The organism is Sphingobacterium sp. UBA7253 (assembly GCF_002472745.1).
GTDB lineage: Bacteria > Bacteroidota > Bacteroidia > Sphingobacteriales > Sphingobacteriaceae > Sphingobacterium > Sphingobacterium siyangense.
In genome coordinates, this window is the sequence record NZ_DKSP01000129.1 from 3,956 (window position 1) to 24,910 (window position 20,955).

At 39.9% G+C, this 20,955-nt stretch carries 14 protein-coding genes; 10 read left to right on the forward strand and 4 right to left on the reverse strand.

Annotation, left to right across the window (positions count from 1 at the left end):
- The first annotated feature begins 142 nt into the window (after positions 1 to 142).
- Genes treY through treZ form a run of 3 tightly spaced genes read left to right on the forward strand, consistent with a single transcriptional unit; the run spans position 143 to position 8,293 of the window.
- Positions 143 to 4,345: a malto-oligosyltrehalose synthase gene (gene treY / locus B2X72_RS13220; RefSeq protein ID WP_286849842.1), complete on the forward strand. Its 4,203-nt coding sequence runs from the start codon at positions 143 to 145 to the stop codon at positions 4,343 to 4,345.
- A gap of 8 nt (positions 4,346 to 4,353) precedes the next feature.
- Positions 4,354 to 6,462 carry a glycogen debranching protein GlgX gene (glgX, locus tag B2X72_RS13225; protein ID WP_286849844.1) on the forward strand — a complete coding sequence of 703 codons (2,109 nt, stop codon included), beginning with the start codon at positions 4,354 to 4,356 and terminating at the stop codon, positions 6,460 to 6,462.
- A gap of 13 nt (positions 6,463 to 6,475) precedes the next feature.
- A complete protein-coding gene (treZ, locus tag B2X72_RS13230; protein WP_088161926.1) occupies positions 6,476 to 8,293 on the forward strand; it encodes a malto-oligosyltrehalose trehalohydrolase in 1,818 nt (605 codons plus the stop codon).
- A 53-nt stretch (positions 8,294 to 8,346) separates the two neighbouring features.
- Here the strand turns inward: treZ and B2X72_RS13235 are convergent, their stop codons facing one another.
- A complete protein-coding gene (locus B2X72_RS13235; protein WP_120333750.1) occupies positions 8,347 to 8,499 on the reverse strand; it encodes a lmo0937 family membrane protein in 153 nt (50 codons plus the stop codon).
- 433 nt (positions 8,500 to 8,932) lie between these two features.
- Here B2X72_RS13235 and B2X72_RS13240 point away from each other — a divergent pair, with 433 nt between their 5' ends.
- On the forward strand, positions 8,933 to 9,433 hold the full coding sequence (locus B2X72_RS13240; RefSeq protein ID WP_075993110.1) for an RNA polymerase sigma factor: 501 nt from the start codon (positions 8,933 to 8,935) through the stop codon (positions 9,431 to 9,433).
- 163 nt (positions 9,434 to 9,596) lie between these two features.
- Here the strand turns inward: B2X72_RS13240 and B2X72_RS13245 are convergent, their stop codons facing one another.
- Positions 9,597 to 9,881 carry a hypothetical protein gene (locus tag B2X72_RS13245; RefSeq protein WP_075993109.1) on the reverse strand — a complete coding sequence of 95 codons (285 nt, stop codon included), beginning with the start codon at positions 9,879 to 9,881 and terminating at the stop codon, positions 9,597 to 9,599.
- 246 nt (positions 9,882 to 10,127) lie between these two features.
- On the opposite strand from B2X72_RS13245, the gene B2X72_RS13250 reads away from it, so the two are divergent.
- Positions 10,128 to 10,313 (forward strand): hypothetical protein, encoded by a 186-nt coding sequence (locus B2X72_RS13250; RefSeq protein WP_075993108.1) that lies wholly within the window; start codon positions 10,128 to 10,130, stop codon positions 10,311 to 10,313.
- 188 nt (positions 10,314 to 10,501) lie between these two features.
- Here the strand turns inward: B2X72_RS13250 and B2X72_RS13255 are convergent, their stop codons facing one another.
- Positions 10,502 to 11,065 (reverse strand): ferritin-like domain-containing protein, encoded by a 564-nt coding sequence (locus B2X72_RS13255; protein ID WP_075993107.1) that lies wholly within the window; start codon positions 11,063 to 11,065, stop codon positions 10,502 to 10,504.
- Positions 11,066 to 11,375: 310 nt separating this feature from the next.
- On the opposite strand from B2X72_RS13255, the gene ligD reads away from it, so the two are divergent.
- From ligD to B2X72_RS13280, 5 genes are all read left to right on the forward strand, one after another.
- Positions 11,376 to 14,138: a DNA ligase D gene (ligD, locus tag B2X72_RS13260; protein WP_145330721.1), complete on the forward strand. Its 2,763-nt coding sequence runs from the start codon at positions 11,376 to 11,378 to the stop codon at positions 14,136 to 14,138.
- Between the two features lie 16 nt (positions 14,139 to 14,154).
- Complete coding sequence (locus B2X72_RS13265; RefSeq protein WP_088163585.1) at positions 14,155 to 15,066, forward strand: cation diffusion facilitator family transporter; 912 nt, start codon at positions 14,155 to 14,157, stop codon at positions 15,064 to 15,066.
- 153 nt (positions 15,067 to 15,219) lie between these two features.
- On the forward strand, positions 15,220 to 17,334 hold the full coding sequence (locus B2X72_RS13270; protein WP_075994852.1) for a catalase: 2,115 nt from the start codon (positions 15,220 to 15,222) through the stop codon (positions 17,332 to 17,334).
- A 109-nt stretch (positions 17,335 to 17,443) separates the two neighbouring features.
- A complete protein-coding gene (locus tag B2X72_RS13275) occupies positions 17,444 to 18,307 on the forward strand; it encodes an SDR family oxidoreductase (protein ID WP_088161924.1) in 864 nt (287 codons plus the stop codon).
- A gap of 228 nt (positions 18,308 to 18,535) precedes the next feature.
- Entirely contained in the window at positions 18,536 to 19,216 is a 681-nt protein-coding gene (locus B2X72_RS13280; RefSeq protein ID WP_075993105.1) for a DUF421 domain-containing protein, read from the forward strand.
- 353 nt (positions 19,217 to 19,569) lie between these two features.
- On the opposite strand, the gene B2X72_RS13285 is transcribed toward B2X72_RS13280, so the two are convergent.
- Positions 19,570 to 20,883, reverse strand: a complete 1,314-nt coding sequence (locus tag B2X72_RS13285) for a mechanosensitive ion channel family protein (protein ID WP_286849849.1) — start codon at positions 20,881 to 20,883, stop codon at positions 19,570 to 19,572.
- Between the last annotated feature and the right edge of the window lie 72 nt (positions 20,884 to 20,955).

A 20,955-nucleotide genomic window follows, 5' to 3' on the forward strand; every position in this document is an offset into this window, starting at 1 on the left:
AAAGATTCGTTTTAATTTTAAATTATTTTTTTTCTGCAGTATTTTCAGATTTCTTAGACCTTTTTCCATCTCTCTTTTTTGAAATTCGTATGAACTAAAATTGCTGGCCGACGTTCTGATCTAAAATGAAATTCAGCGAGCCATGCAGATGAATAGAAATGTATCTATAAATACACCAAAGACTACTTACAGAATTCAGTTTCACAAAGAATTTAACTTTTCCGACTTCAAAAGAATCATTCCTTACTTAAGAGACCTGGGCATCGATACAATTTATGCTGCACCTATTTTTCAGTCAACACCAGGGAGTATGCATGGTTATGACGGCACAAATTTGAATAAAATAAATAGTGAACTTGGTACGCTGGACGAGCTGAGATCCATTAAAAAAGAGTTAAGTGAATATCATATCAAATGGTTACAGGATATTGTTCCTAACCATATGGCGTTTCATCCCTCGAATGAATGGCTAATGAATCTGCTCGAATTTGGACAGACATCAAAATTTAGCCATTTTTTTGATACCTGCTATAGTTCCAATTTATTCGAGAAAGGAAAGTTAATGGTGCCTATCTTGTCTAAGACTTTAGACGAAGCGATTTCAAACCATGAAATTGCTGTCGTTTTCTCAGACGATAGTCTTCGGCTTTCTTATCAGGAAAACCTTTATCCACTTTCCCCTGAATCCTATTTTTTCGTCCTTAATGATTATTTAAAAGAGAGCCAATCGGATTTTAGTGGACTTCTGGTTCAAATAAATACGGTTCAAGCTAATGGAGATGTCGAGGAATGGAGACAGCTGCGTGTCCATATTTTTAAGAACCTTTCTAATGAGAAATTAAAGCATGTCCTTGATCAATTTAATAATAATCTGGAAAGTATTCACGAACTGGTAGCTAGTCAGATTTATGAGCTTTGTCCTTGGTGGTTTACAAATCAACGTATAAATTTTAGACGTTTTTTTACGGTCAATGAATTGATTTGTTTAAATGTACAAGACAAACATGTATTTGAGCAGTCTCATAAGCTGATAAAAAAACTTGTCGATGAAGAACTGTTTGATGGATTAAGGATTGATCATATTGATGGACTTTATAAACCTACTGACTATTTATTTAATTTGAGGAAATTAATCGGTCCACAAACTTATATCGTTGCTGAAAAAATACTTGAACAGAGGGAGAAACTTCCACTCGAATGGCCTATACAGGGAACAACAGGCTACGATTTTTTGTCGGTTTCCAATAATGTTTGCTCCTGTAAATCGGGAAAGAAAATATTGGATAAGTATTATAGAAAAGTCATTGGAGAAAATCTATCCATTAAAAAACAACAGTATATAAAAAAGAGCATAATTCTCGATGAATACATGCAGGGCGAGCTTAATAACCTGGCCCGGTCATTGGCATCACTTTTAGCCGTTAAAAGTCCGAATAAGCTAGGGCCTTTAAAAGATATTCTAACCTCTTTTCTAGGATTTTTCCCTGTTTATCGATTATATGACGAAAGCTTTCCACTGGTGGCAAACAATTTTGATCTGCTGTCTTCTCTTTTTAAAAAGTTGACCCGAAAGCCCGAGCTCGATCAAAAGCTGGTTAATCAATTTCGAGAACTGTTTGAGCAAGCACAGGCAGATTCAAAATCGCTGAGCCATACTGTTGTGGCTGATTTTTTTCTCCGATGTATGCAGTTGGCGGGCCCAGTAATGGCTAAGGGTGTGGAAGATACGTTAATGTATACATACAACCGTTTTATAGGACACAATGAAGTCGGCGATCATCCGGATAACTGGGGGCTAAGTAAAAAGAAATTCCACAGATTAATGCAGGAAAGGCAAAAATTTTGGCCACTGTCCATCAATGCAAGTTCTACACACGATACCAAACGTGGTGAGGATTCGCGAAGTCGCTTATTAGTCCTCACTGCTATGGCTCAGAAATGGGTTAAACAGGTTCAGATCTGGCAAGATGTGGTTTGGAATGAATATCGAAAAGACCTCCCACATCCGAATGATGAATATTTTATTTATCAGTCGCTGGTAGCCTCATATCCAATGGAAAAACAGCATGGAGAAGCATATGACGTATTTGAAAAACGTTTTTTGGACTACATGGTTAAATATCTACGCGAAGGGAAAGAGCGCTCGAGCTGGGAAAATCCAAATTTAACCTATGAAGACGCTGTTCGGGAATTTGCCTCTTTTTTGCTTGATAAAGATCGTCCATTTTTTACGAGCTTTTATCAATTTATTGAAGCGGTAGCTGATTTCGGGATTTTAAACTCGCTTACACAGCAAATCTTGAAATTTACTTGTCCCGGTGTACCTGATATTTACCAGGGGTCGGAACTCTGGAACCATAGTTTTGTTGATCCCGACAATCGACGACCGATAGATTATCAATTAAGTGAAAATCTGCTGAAGGCTATTGAAAATATGCCCAACGACAGTCGAATTAGACAATTATGGCAAAATAGATACGATGGGACAATTAAGCTATGGTTAGTTAGGGAATTGGTAAAACTCAGAAAGCATGATGCTGCACTTGCATCAGATAGCAGTTATATTCCATTAAAAGTAAGCGGTCGTTATCGTAAACATATTTTGGCATTCGCGCGTAGATCTGGCGATGATTGGATGATCGTAGTACTTCCGCTACACTTGGCTGCTATCGGTAAAATCTCCAAATTCGTACCTGGCTCATTTGACTGGGCAGATACGAGCGTTCATCTTTCCGTAAATCATTCCGTGACCTGGCATCACATGCTATTTGACATAGTGGGCGAAGGCACAGAAATTTCAGTGAATGCCATTTTTAGGGATCTTCCAATGGCTATTTTAAAATACAAAAGTGCCCCACCTAAGCGTAGTGCGGGTGTTTTGATGCATATCAGCTCATTGCCATCATCCTATGGAATTGGTGATTTGGGATCCGGAGCTCGTCGTTTTGTTAAACAGCTGCATTATAGCGGCCAAAGCTGGTGGCAGGTACTTCCTTTAGGGCCGACAGATGTTGAGCAAAACCATTCTCCTTACAGCACCCTAAGTAGTAGAGCAGGTAATCCGTTATTCATCGATTTAAACGAATTACTAGAATTTGGCTTATTGGAAAGAGGGGAACTAAAGACTTTAAAAAGAAATAGTTCTAAAACAATAGACTTTGCTGCTATAGTGTTCACAAAATACAAACTTTTGGAGAAGGCATTTAATAGTCTTTCTGTTCAACATGCGCTTGATTTCTCCGAATTTGTAGACCGTGAATCTTCGTGGCTTAAGGATTATGCGCTTTTCAAAGTTCTAAAAAACAGACATGGGAATCGTCCTTGGTACGATTGGCCAACACAATACAAACATCGCGACAGCGCCGCACTTAACGATTTTGCAATTGAATTCGCAGATGAATTGCGAAAGGAAAAATGGTTTCAATACCTATTTTTCAGACAATGGGATGCCATAAGAAAGTACGCATACGATTATGGCATAAGATTTATCGGTGATATCCCATTTTATGTTGCCTATGATTCTGCCGATGTTTGGGCCAATCCGCACTATTTTTCCATAGGAGCAAATGGTATTATTAAAAATGTTGCTGGGGTTCCGCCTGATTACTTTAATGCAGCGGGGCAATTATGGGGAATGCCGACTTATCATTGGGGATCGCTCAAAAAAGATGGCTACAAATGGTGGATTGAGCGACTGTCACACAATTGCGCGCTGTTTGATAGGTTACGGCTCGATCATTTTAGGGCATTTTCTTCCTATTGGGAAGTTCCCTTTGAAGAAACTTCCGCCAAGAATGGACGTTGGTCAACAGGTCCTGGTTCGGATTTTTTTGATCAAGTAAAAGTTCATTTAGATGACATGCCTTTTATCGCTGAAAATCTTGGAGATATCGATGCGAAGGTATATGATCTGCGCGATCAATACAACTTTCCGGGCATGGCGGTTTTACAGTTCGCTTTTGATAACGATATGGCACATTCACCACATATTCCACATCATTATTGCAGAAATTCTGTTGCCTATCCTGGAACACACGATAATAATACGACACTTTCTTGGTATGGTGAAGATCTTAAATCATCGAGTAAAATAAATATCAATACCTATTTTGGACAAATTGTTGACAGTGGAAATGTAAATGAGGTCCTCATACGATCACTTTACGCTTCTGTCGCAGATACAGTCATTGTTGCGATGCAAGATATCCTCAATCTTGATGGATCGTGTCGTATGAACCGACCTGCCAGTACGACCGGAAATTGGCTGTGGCGCATGCAGAAAAGGGCTTTTTCTCCAAAACTTCAGGCGAGATTAAATGATTATACAAAATTATACAACCGTTAAACATAAAGATGGAAACAAAAATCAATACTGGAAGCCCTTATCCTTTAGGCGCAACTTACGATGGAGAAGGGGTTAACTTTGCCCTTTTCTCCGAAAATGCCGAAGCTGTCGAACTTTATCTCTATGATAGTTCGAACCAACAAGAAATCGAGAAATTTAAAATAACGGAGAAGACGCATCAAGTTTGGCATATTTATGTTTCGGGAATTAAACCAGGACAACTATACGGTTATCGTGTGCATGGTCCTTACGATCCGGCCCAGGGGCATCGTTTTAACCCGCATAAATTACTGATTGATCCCTATGCAAAAGCAATTTCGGGTGTCGTACAATGGAATGATGCTTTATTTGCGTACAATATAGGAGAGGACGATTTGAGTTTGGATACAACTGATAGCGCTCCTTTCGTCCCGAAATCCGTAGTTATAGACGGTCATTTTGATTGGGGGGACGACCATCCTCCGCGTATACCGATGCACCAAAGTGTGATTTATGAAACACATGTAAAAGGTTTTACAGCAACTCATCCGGAGATTCCCGAAGAAATAAGAGGAACATACGCTGCCTTGGCGCATCCTGTCACCATAAATTACTTAAAGGAATTGGGGATCACTGCAATAGAATTATTGCCTATACACCATTTTATTACAGACCGTCACCTACAGGATAAAGGACTAACTAACTATTGGGGATATAACAGTGTTGGTTTTTTTGCCCCTGATGTACGCTACTCTGCTTCAGGTACCCATGGAGAACAGGTCGTGGAATTCAAGGAAATGGTAAAGGCACTTCATGGGGCAGGGATAGAAGTTATCCTTGATGTCGTTTACAATCATACTGGAGAAGGAAATGAAATGGGGCCAACACTCTCTTTTAGAGGAATTGACAATGCTTCATATTATCGTTTGGCTGAAGATCCACGTTATTATATGGATTTTACTGGAACAGGCAATACATTGAATACCCGCCAGCCTAACGTACTACGGTTGATCATGGATAGTTTACGCTATTGGGTGCAGGAAATGCACGTTGATGGATTCCGTTTTGATCTGGCATCAGCATTAGCGCGGGAGCTCCATGACGTAGATAAATTGAGCTCTTTCTTTGACGTTATCCATCAGGATCCCGTGATCTCACAGGTTAAACTAATTGCCGAACCATGGGATATTGGAGAAGGAGGGTATCAGGTCGGCGAGTTCCCCGCCGGTTGGGCCGAATGGAATGGAAAGTATCGTGACTGTATCCGCGATTATTGGATCGGAGCGGACAGTATGATCGCTGAATTTGCTAATCGCCTGACTGGATCGTCCGATTTATACCGGGGAGACAATCGTACACCTTCCGCCAGTATAAATTTCATTACTGCTCATGACGGATTTACGCTCCACGATCTGGTATCGTACAACGAAAAGCACAATGAAGCTAATGGTGAGGATAATAAAGATGGAGAAAGCCACAACCGCTCCTGGAACTGTGGGGCAGAAGGACCTACAGATGATTCTACGGTAAATAACCTAAGAGAAAAACAAAAAAGAAACATGCTCGTCACATTATTTCTTTCCCAGGGAGTACCTATGCTTGTCGCTGGCGATGAACATGGGCGAACACAGCAGGGCAATAATAACGCCTATTGTCAGGACAATGAGATTTCATGGCTCAACTGGGACAATGTGGACGTATCTTTATTGGACTTCACTAAAAAATTGATCCATTTTAGGCGAGAACATCCGGTATTCTGTCGTCGCAAATGGTTTCAAGGATTGCCTATCCGCGGTACAGGTGTTGAAGATATCGCATGGTTTCTTCCAGATGCATCTGAGATGGATGATCATCACTGGCAGGAAGACTATGCGCGCTCACTCGCTGTGTTTTTAAACGGTGCGGGAATTAGATCAGTAGATACCGATGGAAAGAAAATCGTGGATGCTAATTTTTACCTGTTATTTAATGCGTATTGGGAAGATGTAACCTACACGCTCCCCGGTGAAAATTATGGGGCTGGTTGGTTTAAGATCTTAGATACGAATAATGATACGATAGAAAGCTTTGGAAACTATTCAGCAGGAGATGCTATTTTAGTGCCCTCACGTTCTATACTTTTATTTCAGTCACAATAAAGTGGGGATATATATGAGCAAGACAGGAATTCAACAATTGGGTATTCGTCGCAATGGTGACCTTTGGCAGATTCGCGTATGGGCTCCAATGGCAAAGAATGTGCTTTGCCGATTTTATCAAAAAGATATGGAGATCGCGCTTAAGCCCCAACAATATGGTTATTGGTACGCGGAGACTGATTTGTTAACAGCTGGAGATTTATACTGGATCAGTGTCGATGGCAACGAATTGCCGGATCCGATTTCGCTCTCCCAGCCAGAAGGTGTACATGGTCCCTCAAAAGTCGTTGATCTTACTTTTTCTTGGACCGATAATGACTATCGGCCTCCAGCATTGTCTGATTTTATTATTTACGAGCTTCATGTAGGAACATTTACCTCATCCCATGATTTTGATGGTGTTATCAAAAAGATTCCCTATCTGAAAGATTTGGGGATCACTGCTATTGAAATTATGCCTGTTGCACAGTTTCCTGGTGAAAGAAATTGGGGCTACGATGGTGTTTTTCCTTTTGCAGTGCAGCATTCCTATGGTGGCGCTTCGGAATTTCAAAGGCTTGTGAATTCCTGTCATGAGGCCAATATTGCGGTAATTTTGGATGTTGTCTATAATCACCTCGGGCCAGAGGGAAACTATTTCTCGAATTATGGCCCATATTTTACCGACAAATACCATACGCCCTGGGGTAATGCGCTGAATTATGACGATAGCTATTGTCATGGACAGCGGGATTTGGTACTGAACAATGTACGCATGTGGTTTGAAGACTTTCATATCGATGCGCTGCGTTTGGATGCGGTACATGCAATCAAGGATTTTAACGCTGTTCATATCCTTCAGCAAATTCGTAAGGAAACGGATGAAATTATTGCTAAATCCGAAAAAAGCCATTTTCTTTTTATTGAATGCGATCTCAACGATAGACGATTTTTAGACCCATTAGCGAAAAATGGTTTCGGGATGGACGCACAATGGCTAGATGAATTTCACCACTCTTTAAGAGTAAGCGTGGGCGAACCCAAAAAAGGGTACTATGAGGAATTTAGTGGATTGGCCGATCTCGCAAAAGCTTATGAAAAAGCATATGTATTCGATGGTAACTATTCTCCCCATCGGGAAAAATTCTTTGGAACGGACACTCTCGGTATCAAAGGGGATCATTTTATAGTTTTCTGCCAGAATCATGATCAAGTCGGCAATAGGATGATGGGCGATCGCGCGGCTTCACTCTATCCTGTAGAAACAACGCGACTTATGGCCTTTGCCGTGTTCATATCCCCGTATCTTCCTTTACTATTCATGGGAGAAGAATGGGGTACAGAAAGAGCTTTTCCCTATTTTACCAGTCATAGTGACCCCAAACTTGTAGAGCAGGTGAGACAGGGAAGAAAAAAAGAGTTTGAAGATTTTTTTGAAGATTCAGAATTTCTCGATCCGCAGGACGAGACGATATTTAGGAATACCGTTTTGAATTGGGACGAACAGGATAGCGAGGTCCATCAGAAACATTTATCTTATTATAGATCCCTGATAGCATTCCGTAAAACCAATCCTGTGCTGAAAAATATACAGCGCGATGAAATGACGGCCAAATGCCTCCCGGAGCAAAAAGTACTTATCTTAGCGATGAAGAAAAGCGATAGTTCTTTATTTGCAATGATGAATTTTTCTGCCACTGTACAACAGGTAACGCTGCCTGAAGATCTGCAATGGAAAATTATATTTAATACGAATGAAATGGATGCCGCGGTTTTGTCAGATACTGATTATGCTCAAATCACTGTCGCATCGCTAAAGCCTTGGTCAGGTCAGGTCTATATTTCTATCTAGATGTATGGTATATAAAAATTTTTATATACCATACATCAGATTTTTATCTCTCGTTAAGCAGCCCCTCGGATGACACGTAACAGAACGACAATAATGGCGATAACTAATAAAACGTGAATTATATTACCTGTAGCATAACCTCCAAAGAAACTAAACGCCCAAATAATGACTAAAATAACAGCAATGATATATAATAAATTTCCCATAATATATTTGTTTTTGCAGTAGAACAGCCTTCGATGGATTATGGTTTGAATGGATAAAATTTAAACGTTAGTTGTTCGTTATCAATCGTCAGTTGTTAGTTATTAATAAGGTGTACAGTTGTCAGCGGCCGACTACCAAACTGGTTTGCAAATAACACTTTAGAATCAACGTATTTATAACATTTCCCATATATAAATACCCTATTGTCTTTTTTTATTATTTGCTTATTTTTTTATCTGTATTTAAAATTAAGGGCAAAAATCCATTAAAATTTGCTTAATAGGCTTTGTAAATAAGGACAACGTATTTTTACCGCTAACGATGCAATTTATTTTACGGGCAAATTGGCCCTCAAAATTAGCACTCTTCTTGTTATCCTTTTCTTGTAAAATCATTTTAAACAATCAGTTGAATAAAGAAAGAGGATAAGTTATGAACAACCACAATTTAAATGTACTCATCAACGAAAAAAGAAGTTTACTTCATCATTTTGCTGCTAAATTTACTGCTGATCCGGATGAAAAGGAAGACCTGATCCAAGAAACTTGGATACGCGCATTGAAGTCCATAGACAATTTTGTTCAGCATCCGAAGCTAATGAGCTGGTTATATGTAATTATGAAACATACTTACATCAATAAGTATAGAAAAGCAAAGCGTACCACCGAAATTCAAGATCAATATGTGGTCTTGGAAAGTACAAATACAATAGAACTCAACAAAGGGATCAATAAGTTTATGGCCGAAGATATCGAACGGGCGATGAACAGCTTAACGGCGGAAAACTATGAAATTTTTCGTTTGTTTTTAGATGGTTATAAATACCATGAAATTGCATCCTATTTTGATATGCCAGAAGGTACAATAAAAACTCGAATCCATATGGTAAGAAAAAAGCTGCAAAAACAGCTTAAGGTCTACCGGTTAAATTGACAATCCCTACAAATAAAACAAGAGCTAACGTTTCAGTTTAGTTTGATATTTGCGAAAGGCTGACCTTTTAAGGTCAGCCTTTCTTTCGTATACTTTCAAAACAATAGTCCTTTGCGGAAATCGTATGTTCATCAACTGAACATGATTGCACTCCGACGAAGGTTCATCCTGGCTGCAGCTTTTCAACTATTTTCCAATTGTCCTCTTTTTTATCATAGCGAAGTAGCCAGGTTTCCTGGGGGACTTTCTCTTCCTTCCCGGTTGAATGTTCACCCACCGTAATCGTGATCTCTAAAGGAAGAGCATGCATAATTTCGGCATAGGCTTTTTCGCCGCCAAGGAATTCGATAATTGCTGGCATCGCATTATAACCAATTTCCGGGCTGAATAAGAACTCAGCTATGCCGCCATAATGAATCTCAGTACCATGAAAAATAATACCATTCATAATCTTACAAATTGAAAGTTAAAGTTATAGTGATCTTATCTCAGGTCATAAATTTTGGAATTTTGATCTGCGATAATTCTAACAGTCGTATGCCATTTTTGTTTTTTTAGCAATCCAATAATTTATTTTACAAAAGCAATCTATTTGTTTTTGAGACGTGTTATATCAGTAATTAAAAGCAGGAGCTTGAGGGTGAAATAGAAAAATTTTCAGGCAAAAAGGATTCAAAAAAATAATATATTCATCATGAACGTAAAAAGAATATTTGGAACTATTCTCACAGTATTGGGTATTGTAGGACTAATCTATACCGGCTATGAACTGATCATGAAAAGTAATGCCTATACGAATTTGGCAGTAGTCGGCATTTTGGCGCTTATTTTCTTCTCATCAGGAATAAGTCTTGTGAAGAACACTAAAGACGAGTCTTAAAGGCGGTTCATTTTGGCAAGTCTAATTTTCGGCGTTTGCTAAACATTAATGAAGGTCGGATTATCAAGTCCGACCTTCATACATGAATTTTACTTAATATAGTTGAGAATATATATAACAACTATATACCTCGCATTGTTTTCGTAAAAAGCCTTTAGCTGTTGGCCAAGGTTTTTGCTGTATTTCAACTATTCTTGGACAGCCTTGTCGTTTACGAAACCGCCTGCTATCCCTGTTAATGCTTCGTCGGTATCCTTCTCATTGTCTAAGGTATTTTGGAGCAGTGAAGCTACATCGTCGTGTCCCATCGTTTCTGCAAATGTGCGAAGAGTACCGTAAGTAGCGATCTCGTAGTGTTCTACTTTCTGTGCAGCAAGGATGAGGCCTGCATCTCTGGTAAAAGTATCCTTTTCTGTGTCAGAAATGATCGAATCGGCTTCATCAAGCAGACCCTGCATAGCGTCACATTTTTTAGCAACAGCTTTTTCTCCCAATTGCTCAAATACCTGTTCAAGAGTTTCTATATGTTTCTGAGTTTCCTTGGTATGCTTTTCAAAAGCAGCGGCGAGTTTTTCGCTAGTTGCAGCTTTCTGCATTTTGGGTAAAGCTTTCACTAAGTGTTTCTCGGCCCAATAAATGTCTTTTAGTTCATCGACAAAAAACTCGTGGAATTCACTGTCTTTCATTTTTCCGGTATTACCAGAAGGTTTTTTTGTGGCATTTTTTGCCGGTACAGATTTCGTAGTTGCCATAATAAAAATTTTAAGTGTTATTGCATAGATAACCCAGCCCAAACCACTTTAGTTCAATAAAAGATATTTAACTGTTACCATATAAAAGCGAAAGCGATATTCTCTTCTTAGGTTTGGTATAATCCTGTTAGCGTAACCTTTCGCACACCAATATTGTTCAGATTAGTATTTATCAGGCCATAAAAAGCAATTTGCTAAATGAGAGAAAACCATTTCGTATTGAGTTTTGTGCTATATCAAAATCGAATTAACTGGTAGCGTAATATGCATTTTATTATTTACCAATATATTAATTTTTAAAATACCGATCATGGCCGATAATAAATCAAAAAAGGGAAAAACAGCTAGAAACAGATCATCTAAAGATACAGTTACGGGATTAACTAAATATCGGCAAAAGCGTACCGAAGAGAAAACCCCGGAACCCTTTGGCGGGAAACCAAGTGGAACAGAATTACGCTTTGTGGTTCAGAAACACGATGCTTCACATCTGCATTATGATTTTCGTCTTGAAATGGATGGTGTTTTAAAAAGCTGGGCGGTACCTAAGGGGCCTTCAGTTGATCCAGGTGTAAAACGTCTTGCTATGATGGTTGAAGACCACCCCTATGATTATCGGAATTTTGAAGGAATCATCCCAAAAGGGCAATACGGCGGCGGTACAGTTATTGTCTGGGACGAAGGAACCTATGAACCTGCTGAGGGCGATTTTAAGGACGTTCCGAAACAAGAAAAAGAACTTTTACATCAGCTGTATTCTGGTAAGCTAAAATTCAAACTCAATGGCAAAAAACTCAAAGGCGAATTTGCTCTTGTTAAAGCCCACGGCAGGGGAGATAACGGCTGGCTGCTGATGAAACTGGATGATAAATATGCTAGTGAAGAAGACATTACGATGAAAGATAAGTCGGTGCTATCTGGCAAATCCATTGCGCAGATGGAGCAATCTCCAGATCATGTATATGGAGAACGTATCATTAAAAAAGACAGTACCGTTAAAGATAAACGCTCCGTAAAAGCCAAAGCATCTGAGCTTATCAATGATCAGCTTGATGCAGTTCCTAAAAATAAATCTCCGAAGAAAACAGATCTTCAAGATTTATTAAAAAATACACCAAAGCAAAAATTCTATTCCCACATTGAGCCCATGTTTGCCACATTGGTCGATAAGCCTTTTGATGATGAAGACTGGATCTATGAAGTAAAATGGGATGGGTATCGGGCGGTAGCTTTTATGAACAAAGGGGAAGTGGAATTGAATTCCCGCAACGATAAAAGCTATAATGAAAAATTCTATCCCATTTATGAGAATTTAAAGGAGCTTGGATTAAATGCTATATTGGACGGGGAAGTAGTGGTGCTTGGTGAAAACGGAAAGGCCAATTTCGGGTCTTTACAAAATTGGCGCAGTGAAGCAGATGGCGATCTAGTTTATTACGTATTTGATATCCTTTGGTGCAATGGGCAAGATTTAAAAGATCTTACGCTGCTTGAACGTAAAACTATATTAAAGGAAATCTTACCAGAACAGAAAAGCATTCTAGTCAGTGAACATTTTGAAACTTCGGGAACCCAGTTCCTCGAAGAAGCCAGGAAACTGGGCCTTGAAGGAATTATGGCCAAACGAAAAGATAGTATATACCATGTTCATAACCGTTCAAAGGACTGGCTAAAGATCAAGGCGAATAAAAGGCAGGAGGTCGTGATAGGCGGATACACGCTGAATGATAACTCCAGTAAGTTATTCAGTAGTATTCTTGTAGGTGTCTATGAAGGAAAAAAATTAGTCTATACAGGTAAAGTCGGTACAGGTTTCAATGAAAAATTACAGAAGCAGATGATGCAGCGTTTTAAACCGCTGATCATTTCTAAAACGCCTTTCAGTGAAGAACCAGATTTAAACAAACCATCACGCTTTAGACCCAATCCACCACACGCCTCGGTGACCTGGCTTAAACCCGAGCTCGTCTGTGAGGTTAGTTTTACGGAATTGACAAGTGATGGCGTAATGCGGCATCCTTCTTTTGATGGAATACGCGAGGACAAAAGTCCTAAGAAAGTTATTTTGGAGGAGGAATCTCCTATAGCAGAATTCGTTAATGACATGGAAGATAAAATGATTACTCCACGAAGTAAAGGTGAGCGTAAGACCCTATTGAATCCGAAAGATAATACGCAGGTCAAAAAGATCAATGGGCATGAGTTAAAATTCACGAACCTAGATAAGATCTTTTGGCCAAAAGAGGGAATAACAAAAAGAGATCTTATCAATTATTATTATCAGGCAGCTCCATTTATATTGCCTTATCTAAAAGATCGTCCCCAAAGCATGAACAGATTTCCCGATGGTATTGAAGGTGAAGGTTTCTATTTCAAGAACGTAACGGATACTGCTCCGGACTGGGCGGAGACATATCTTTACCATAGCGAGACTGATAACAAGGATAAGCATTATTTGGTCGGAAAAGATGAAGCGACACTGCTTTACATGGTCAATCTTGGCTGCATTGAGATGAACCCCTGGAGTAGTACGGTCAAAAAGCCCGAAAATCCATCATTCTGTATTATCGATTTAGACCCGGATAAAAATTCCTTTAATCAGGTCGTTGAGGCAGCACAGGTAACGAAGAGCATCCTAGATGATATGGGCGTTCCAAGTTATTGTAAGACCAGCGGTTCTACTGGCCTTCACATCTATATTCCGCTCGGGGGGAAATACACCTATGATCAGTCCAAGGAATTTGCCAGGGTGATTGTCACATTAGTTCATAATGAGTTGCCCAAGTTCACCAGTTTAGAACGGTCCATTAAGGATCGGAAAGGAAAAATGTATCTGGATTTTTTACAGAATAGACCCCATGCAACCATTGCTGCAGCCTACGCTGTCCGTCCTAAACCCGGTGCAACGGTATCTATGCCGCTTCATTGGGATGAAGTTAAGAAGGGGCTGAAAATAAGTGATTTTCATCTCTTGAATGCCATAGAAAGGATGAATAGTGAAGGTGATATTTTTAAGCCTGTCCTTGGTAAAGGTATTGATCTCAAAAAAGTAATTGAAAAATATACGAAATAAACGCATCAAAACCTCCATGGATAATCCGGAATTAAAAACCAGTAATAAAAAATCAATATACAGTGCACTCGCGGCGAATGTATTAATTGCATTAACTAAATTCATTGCAGGAGCATTTACAAATAGTTCCTCCATGATTTCAGAGGGTATTCACTCAACGGTAGATACAGCAAATCAATTGCTCATACTTTATGGCTTGAAAAGAAGTAAGAGGTCACCCGACCAGTCTCATCCTTTTGGTTATGGCAAAGAACTATACTTTTGGTCTTTTGTTGTTTCCATTCTGATTTTTGGGCTTGGTGGTACATTATCTATTTACCAGGGTGTAGCTCATATCATGGAACCCGAATTAATGAGCGATCCTTTTTGGAATTATATTGTACTCATACTCTCCTTAATTTTTGAAGGAACTTCTTTTTTTATTGCTTTAAAAGAATTCAATAAAACCCGCAATGGTATGGGGTGGTGGGATGCAATTATTAAGAGTAAAGATCCTTCCAGTTTCCTTGTGGTCTTTGAAGATGGTGCAGCTGTGGCAGGGCTAATAATCGTTATGGTACTCATGGGACTAAGTCATTACTTGCAGATTCCTGAATTAGATGGCCTAGCTTCAGTAATCGTAGGCTTGTTGTTGGTTTTTGTATCCTTTATATTGGCTAGAGAAAGCAGAAGCTTATTAATGGGAGAGGGAATTGCTTCAGAAACAAGATTGAAAATTGCCCAGCTTGCTGAAAAGGATTCGGCTGTTATAAAAACTAAAAACATACTATCCACTTATCAATCGCCAGAGTACGTTGTATTGATGCTTATTATTGATTTTGAAGATCATCTTGAAACAGAGGAAATCACCGAGGCGATACGCCGGATTCGTGAGGATATAAAAAATGAATTTAAGTTTGTACACTTTGTGATTATTCAACCAGAATAATCAAATACAAGCCCATTTAACACGCAATCAATACATCATCTTCAGGCCAATAGCGTCAGAATTGTCGGTAATCCTGGCAAATGTAAATACCTGCCAAACCTTTCAGACTTTGGTTTTGTTCACCTGATGGATCAAACCAGAAGAGCATTAGATATGAAAAAAGAAAAGAATTTAAAAACTGCTGAGATAGATCAGCATTTAGTGGATAATTCCGAGCAGATTATGACCACCAATGATGGTGTGCCTATTTCCGACAACAACAATACATTAAAGGCGGGTGAGCGGGGGCCATCATTACAACAGGATCATATTTATTTTGATAAGCTGATGCATTTTGACCGCGAACGTATACCAGAACGTGTCGTTCACGCGCGTGGATCAGGAGCTCATGGAATTTTCGAAGCGACCGCTGACCTATCTCAATATACAAGCGCAGCATTTTTAAAAAAAGGAACGGTAACGCCTCTTTTTACTAGATTTTCCACAGTAGCAGGTTTCAAAGGCTCTACCGACCTTGCTAGAGATGTACGAGGTTTCTCTGTTAAATTCTATACCGAAGAAGGTAACTACGATCTTGTGGGAAACAATATCCCAGTTTTTTTTATTCAGGATGCGATGAATTTTCCAGATCTCATCCATGCCGTAAAACCAGAGCCGAACAACGAAATGCCTCAGGCGGCATCTGCACATGACACCTTTTGGGATTTTGTATCACTGATGCCCGAATCTGCACACATGATCATGTGGACGATGTCAGATCGTGCAATACCCCGAAGTTTAAGGATGATGGAAGGTTTTGGTGTCCATACATTTAAATTTGTGAATGCCCAAGGAAAAGGCACATTCGTTAAATTTCATTGGAAACCCAGATTAGGAGTACATTCAGTCGCTTGGAACGAAGCCCAAAAGATCTCAGGATTTGATGCTGATTTTCATCGAAGAGATCTCTATGAAGCTATTGAAAGGGGCGATTTTCCGCAGTGGGATCTCGGCGTTCAATTGATTCCTGAAGCGGATGAATTTAAATATTCGTTTGACATTCTGGATGCGACAAAGATTATCCCAGAGGAACTGGTGCCTGTTCAGATTGTCGGAACGATGACACTAAATCGAAATCCAGAGAATTTTTTTGCAGAGACCGAACAAGCCGCTTTCGATCCCGGAAGGTTAGTGCCAGGTATAGATGTTTCGGATGATCCGCTTTTGCAAGGGCGAATATTTTCGTATATGGATACCCAAAATTATCGATTAGGTGGTCCGAATTTCCATGAGCTTCCTATCAATCGTCCCGTAACCGGCAAACATAATAACCAAAAAGATGGTTTTGCGCGGTCTGAGATTCCTACAGGTGCCGTGAGTTATTTCCCTAATAGTAAAGCTGCAGGCTGTCCTTATCATGCAATGCTCAATGATGGAGTAGGATTTGAATCCCATAAGCAACCTTTTGATGGCTCGAAAATTAGGGCCCGCTCAGATTCCTTCGCAGACCACTTTACACAAGCAAGACTATTTTTTAATTCACAGAGCCCAGAAGAACAGGATCACATGGTCAATGCCCTGAGTTTTGAGCTTTCGAAAGTAAATGATGTCAATATACGAAAGCGAGAACTGGCTATTTTGAACCAGATAGACCAAGGATTAGCAAAAAATGTTGGTTCAAACCTCGGGCTTACACCGCCAAAAGAACTTGATCCTTTAACCCTCAAATTTGCACGTCAGAACCATCCCGAATATCCGCTTAAACCAGTCAAACCCGAAGTTGAAAAGTCTGCTGCTTTGAGTATGAAAGTAAAAGACGGCGAGGGTACGATCAAGAGTAGAAAGGTTGCTTTTCTTGTTGATCATGGAGCTAGCAAATCCTCCATAGATAAAATGAAAACAGCACTCGAAAGGGAAGGGGCGCAAGCAGTGCTAATCGCATCTCATGTAGGAAAGATCCGGTTCAAGGAAGGGACAGAAGAAGATATCCAACATTCCTATCTTACGGAGGCATCAGTTTGTTACGATGCATTCTACACAGCAGCAGGCGAATCGGTCAAAACTCTTGCGGAAAATGCCGATTACCTTCATTTTATCAATGAAGGTTACCGACACTGTAAGGCCTTGGCATTTGCACAAGGTGCTGAAGAGTTAGCTGAAAGATCATTTATTAAAAAAGATAAAGGCGTTATTTTCGAAAGCAAGGACAATTTAACAGAAGATTTTATAGCGGTAATGAAAGGCCACCGTGTTTGGGAGAGAGAAAAATCCAGAAAGGTACCTTCTTGATTTCTTGATATACAACAAATAGTCCTTCGGTAGAACGACTATTTGTTGTAGTCGAATAGAAGGAGGACCGGAAATCAGAAATTGCTTATAATTATTTACAAGAAGTAGCATGAAAAAAGAAGCAAGTAAAAAGATTCGACCGCTGCAAAAGCAAAAGCGACCGGGATTGGAAATAAATATGGTACCAATTCCTGACACGTCTCCAATACAGTATCCTGCAGAAGGAAAATTAAAAAATAAGGTCGCATTGATTACGGGCGGAGATAGCGGTATCGGCAAAGCTGTCGCTCTGTTATTTGCGAAGGAGGGTGCTGATATTGTTATAGCCTATCTTAGTGAAACAAAAGATGCAAAACAAACCAAAAAAGAGGTTGAATCCTTCTCTCGAAAATGTGCGCTGATTAAAGGTGATTTGCGAAAAGAAAATCACTGTAAAAAAGTCATTGAAATTGCAATAAAAGCGCATAAGAAAATTGATATTATAGTTAATAATGCGGGGCTTCACTGGGAAACAGAATCAATTGAGAAAATTTCCACTGAGCAGTTAATCAATACTTTTCAGAATAATTTCTTTTCCTATTTCTGGGTTACGAAGTATGCCATACCTTATCTTAAGAAGGGAGCAAGCATAATTAATACATCCTCGGTCACTGCCTATCGAGGCAGTCCAAAGTTGATCGATTATTCTGCAACAAAAGGTGCAATAATTTCGTTCACACGGAGTTTGTCAGCAAATCTTATAGCTAAAGGAATTCGGGTCAATGCTGTTGCTCCAGGTCCGGTATGGACACCATTGATAGCATCATCTTTTGATCCTAAAAAGAACTCCGAATTTGGAAGCGACTCTCCAATGAACAGGGCAGGAATGCCTAATGAAATTGCGCCAAGCTTTCTATTTCTAGCCAGCGAAGATTCACATTTTATGAGCGGTCAAGTTTTACATCCCAATGGAGGAGAAGTCGTAAATGGTTAGTAAACGTATAACTCATAATCAGCCCAGGAAGTCGTCTACCGGGCGATCTTTGAAAACCGAGAGGTAACACGCTTCGGCTAATTGCGCATTTTCGTCAAACTAATTGCTTCTTAACAATCAATAATTTATATATATTGTTTTTGCTGAGTAAGGAACTATTGCAACCGGAGGAATGTTTTAGGATTGAATGTGCGGAGGCCACATTAAGATTTTTGGTTTTAAAAGGTTATGATTGATATACAAAAAATATTTGCTGAGGGGGTGGAAATCTCCTTTCTTGTTGAAATAGGAGCGAGAACAGTAATAATGTTTCTTCTAATATTGATAATTCTAAGGCTCTCGGGTAGAAGGGGAGTTCGACAGTTAACTCTTTTTGAGGTTGCGATTATTATCAGTTTGGGCTCAGCTGCGGGAGATCCAATGTTTCAAGAAGACATACCGATTTTTCATGCGATTGTTGTTTTTATAGGTGTAATTTTCGTCTATAGGTTGATCACCTGGCTCGCCTCCCGATCAGAGAAGATTGCCCATTTATTGGAAGGTAAAGTTTTACCTGTAGTAAAAGATGGTGTCTTTGATATAAAACATGAAAAGGATAATAACTTTTCACATATGGAATTTTTTTCTGAACTGAGAAATTTAAATGTAGAACATTTGGGACAGGTTAAGGAAGGGATTCTAGAAGTCGATGGAACCTTAAGCGTTTTATTTTATGCGGATAATGATGTGAGATATGGGCTACCATTATTCCCATCATCTTACAAAATGGTTGATGTATCGAGTTCCGAAGGGCCATTTGCATGCATGTATTGCGGTCATGTTTTATTTAGTTTTGAGAATGATTCCCAGTCATGTCCAAGGTGCAATAAAACACAATGGAGCATAGCCTTGAATTCACGAAGAGTTTAGAATAAATAATACCATGTATTATTTGAACATATCATAGGATGGTGCAGTAAGACCGTTTTTATTCGAAGGATTAAGGGTTGATCAGATGAAAATACCATTTGGGAAGAAGTTTGTGACATATAGACTCTTCAATCTGAATCGCCGAATCTACACTGTACTTTTGAAAATATATCCTGTTGATATAGTGAAAACTATTTACGATATGGAATGTATGATGTCAGGCCTCTAAATGCCGGCAAAGAAGGCCCGTATGCTAAACTATGGGAAACCAATTTAGCCGGTCTTTTGATAGCTGCCCAGCGGCAATAAGATTGAAACCACCGGGCAAGCTTAGGTTTATCGCAACAAAGGAGCTACTGTTGGGAACGGGGGGCCATCGCGCCGAGCAGCCGCAGGTCGTCCGATGCAGGCAGTTCAAATACCTGCAGGTGAAAGTGCTTAATGGCAGCTAGTAGATGGTCAAATATATCGGCCATCGTATCTTCGAAATAGGCCCATTGTGTCCCCTTGGTAAACATGTAGAGTTCCAGCGGAATACCGTATTCACTAGGGGCTAACTGACGGACCAATAAAGTAAGTTCCTGATGGATATTGGGGTTATGTTTGGCATAGGCGAGTACATAGGCCCTGAACAGGCCGATATTGGTCATCCTGCGACCATTGACGGGCGAGGAGCTGTCTGTACGCCAGGTTTTATTGTACTCGGCAATCTCGCGCTCTCTTTTTTCGATATAGGGAGCTAGCAGCCGGATCGTTTTTAATGCCGTGACTTCCTCCTCACTGAGGTAGCGTACCGAAGACATTTTAATGTTCAATGCCCGCTTTATCCGACGGCCACCGGTCTCCTGCATCCCACGATAGTTTTTAAATGAATCGCTCAGTAGGGTATAGGTCGGAATGGTGACAATGGTCTTATCCCAATTTTGTATCTTCACATTGTTGAGGTTAATCTGCAGCACGTCGCCGTCTACACCGTATTTAGGCATTTCTATCCAGTCTCCTACGCGGACCGAGTCATTTGCCGACACCTGAATACTGGCCACAAAGCCCAGGATTGTATCCTTAAATACGAGCATGAGGATGGCGGATGCCGCCCCTAGCGAAACCAGAAAAGACCAGGGCGAATTGCCGGTCAGCAGGGAAACGACCAGTGTACCGATCACAAATATTAAAAAGATCTGTACCACTTGCAGGTAGCTGTCGATGGGTTTGTCCTTAAACACATTTGTACCACGAAAAATATCGCGGCAGGTTTTTAACAAGCTATTGGCCAGATAGTAGATGGTGAACAATACCACGATATCCAGAAACTTGACAATAGCGGCTGTAAGCACCGGAAAACCAACGAAGATCACTGGTAGCAGCTGCCGTGTAAGCAGCACGAGCAGGGTGCGGCTCACGCGTACATGCACCTTGTTTTCCAAAAGATAATCATCCCATTTGGTCGAGGTTCGCTGGGCAATCCGGTTCAATGCGGAATAAAATACTTTGCGCATGATATAATCGAGCGCATAGAGCATCACCGCAAAAGCAAAAAGTAATCCGGCGGCCGTAACAATATGTGCCTGCTGCTCGGGTAAATCCAATTTGGCAAAGAAATTAAAAATGTACTGATAAATTGAACTTGGTGATTGTTCATTGAAGTTAAGCATGATTAAATTTTTCATATGAACGAACAAATTTACGAAGAAATATAAACACGGATTTTGGCGTGGAAAATACCCCTTTAACCCTGTTTT

Coding starts and splice junctions, on each gene's coding strand:
- treY (WP_286849842.1), top strand. CDS start 143: ATGCAGATGAATAGAAATGTATCTATAAATACACCAAAGACTACTTAC.
- glgX (WP_286849844.1), top strand. CDS start 4,354: ATGGAAACAAAAATCAATACTGGAAGCCCTTATCCTTTAGGCGCAACT.
- treZ (WP_088161926.1), top strand. CDS start 6,476: ATGAGCAAGACAGGAATTCAACAATTGGGTATTCGTCGCAATGGTGAC.
- B2X72_RS13235 (WP_120333750.1), bottom strand. CDS start 8,499: ATGGGAAATTTATTATATATCATTGCTGTTATTTTAGTCATTATTTGG.
- B2X72_RS13240 (WP_075993110.1), top strand. CDS start 8,933: ATGAACAACCACAATTTAAATGTACTCATCAACGAAAAAAGAAGTTTA.
- B2X72_RS13245 (WP_075993109.1), bottom strand. CDS start 9,881: ATGAATGGTATTATTTTTCATGGTACTGAGATTCATTATGGCGGCATA.
- B2X72_RS13250 (WP_075993108.1), top strand. CDS start 10,128: ATGAACGTAAAAAGAATATTTGGAACTATTCTCACAGTATTGGGTATT.
- B2X72_RS13255 (WP_075993107.1), bottom strand. CDS start 11,065: ATGGCAACTACGAAATCTGTACCGGCAAAAAATGCCACAAAAAAACCT.
- ligD (WP_145330721.1), top strand. CDS start 11,376: ATGGCCGATAATAAATCAAAAAAGGGAAAAACAGCTAGAAACAGATCA.
- B2X72_RS13265 (WP_088163585.1), top strand. CDS start 14,155: ATGGATAATCCGGAATTAAAAACCAGTAATAAAAAATCAATATACAGT.
- B2X72_RS13270 (WP_075994852.1), top strand. CDS start 15,220: ATGAAAAAAGAAAAGAATTTAAAAACTGCTGAGATAGATCAGCATTTA.
- B2X72_RS13275 (WP_088161924.1), top strand. CDS start 17,444: ATGAAAAAAGAAGCAAGTAAAAAGATTCGACCGCTGCAAAAGCAAAAG.
- B2X72_RS13280 (WP_075993105.1), top strand. CDS start 18,536: ATGATTGATATACAAAAAATATTTGCTGAGGGGGTGGAAATCTCCTTT.
- B2X72_RS13285 (WP_286849849.1), bottom strand. CDS start 20,883: ATGAAAAATTTAATCATGCTTAACTTCAATGAACAATCACCAAGTTCA.